This window comes from Mesorhizobium sp. M7A.F.Ca.CA.004.04.2.1, assembly GCF_004022825.1.
GTDB lineage: Bacteria > Pseudomonadota > Alphaproteobacteria > Rhizobiales > Rhizobiaceae > Mesorhizobium.
On the sequence record NZ_RZPH01001227.1, the window covers coordinates 1 to 1,566 of the forward strand.

General features: G+C 61.2%; 3 protein-coding genes. All 3 read left to right on the forward strand.

The window, feature by feature from the left end:
• Positions 1 to 224 precede the first annotated feature (224 nt).
• On the forward strand, positions 225 to 425 hold the full coding sequence (locus EN893_RS33280) for a hypothetical protein (protein WP_127269662.1): 201 nt from the start codon (positions 225 to 227) through the stop codon (positions 423 to 425).
• 99 nt (positions 426 to 524) lie between these two features.
• On the forward strand, positions 525 to 902 hold the full coding sequence (locus EN893_RS33285) for a hypothetical protein (protein WP_127269664.1): 378 nt from the start codon (positions 525 to 527) through the stop codon (positions 900 to 902).
• Between the two features lie 151 nt (positions 903 to 1,053).
• Positions 1,054 to 1,566 (forward strand): fatty acid desaturase (locus tag EN893_RS33290; protein WP_206640227.1); only part of this gene is annotated, 513 nt, incomplete at its 3' end.

The following is a 1,566-nucleotide window of genomic DNA, read 5'->3' on the forward strand; positions in this document are numbered from 1 at the left end:
ATCTCGAATGATGTGGATTTTGTGCCCGATATCGATGTTTGGTGGCCAAAAATCAAGGGGTAAGCGACTATGGAAGCCGCCGGCCAAGGCCGGGCAATGACAGGCAAGACATTTCGACTTTAATTCAAATTTTACCTTAACCGCGGGCTTTGCTTGCCATACAGGCATGATGGGGGAACCATTCTCTTGCTGCAGGAGTTTCGAAGCCGACACAGGATTTTGAGATGATGACCCGCAACATGGGCGAAAAGGCAGAGGGGCTGGCCATCGAGATCAGGCGCCAGTTCGGCGCCGAGGCGGTGACCCGCTTTCTGCGCACCTTGCCGGCCTTCCGCACCGAGGCCGACATCCCCGATCGGTTCAGAGAACTGCTCGACCGCCTCGATGGGGCGGAGCGCGGTGACATCGGCTGGCGCCGGCGGTAACGCAACAATCGATCTTGGCAGCAAACCTCCTATCGGCAATAGCCGGGGAGAGCCGAACCATCTAAGGATAGATGTGTTGTGGTTCAATGGAGGACGTAAATGCGCAAGGTTTCGATCACCTCATCGCTGATAGCGTTTGTCGGCCTCGGCGCCATCACCTTGGCGGCCTTTCCGGCACAAGCAGACAATCTTCAGCTGCAATTGGGCAAACATGGCCCGCGGCTGAAGCTCATGGAAGATTGCGACCCCGCCTACGACGATTGCGAAGGCCCCCGTCGCGACGATCGGCGCGACCGCCGTCAACGAGGCTGCACGGAAGACCGGGCTCTCGACAAGGCAGACCGAATGGGCATCCGCCGCGCAAGGATAGAGTCCGTCGGCCGCCGGGAGATCACGGTCCGCGGCAGACAGGGCGGCGACCGCGTGCGCGTGACTTTTGGCACCGAGCGCGGCTGCCCTATCCTCGATCGCGAATAGCGATCGACCAGCGGAAAACCGACGCTCAGAGCCATCAGCAGGTCGAGCTGGCGGGTTGGCAGGCTCGATCGCCAAGCTACGCGACAATTACGCACAGTAATTTTGCGTGATGTTGCCTTGCGGCGGCGAGGCGCCCCGCCTATGCTTCCTGATGAACATGATTTCCCCTGAGGCGGTCGCCAACAGCAAGCGCGCCTGGTTGAAGATTCTCGCCCGCTACAAGAAGCCTGACAGGCGGCGCAGCGCCGTCGAACTCGCCATCACCCTCATTCCATTCGCCATACTCTGGGGGCTGTCTTCGGCGGCTTATGCCTATGGCCATTGGTGGGGACTGGTCCTCATCCTCCCCGCGGCCGGGTTTCTGGTGCGCATCTTCATGATCCAGCACGATTGCGGCCACGGCTCCTTCTTCGCCAATCGTTACGCGGACGACTGGATTGGCCGCGCGCTCGGCATCCTGACGCTGACGCCCTACGATTGCTGGCGGCGCGCCCACGCGACGCACCACGCCAGCGCCGGCAATCTTGACGAACGCGGCATGGGCGACATCCGGACGCTGACCGTTGCAGAATACCGGCAGATGTCGTGGCGGGGCCGCCTCGCCTATCGTCTCTATCGCCATCCGCTGGTGATGTTCGGGCTCGGTCCGATCTGGCTTTTCATC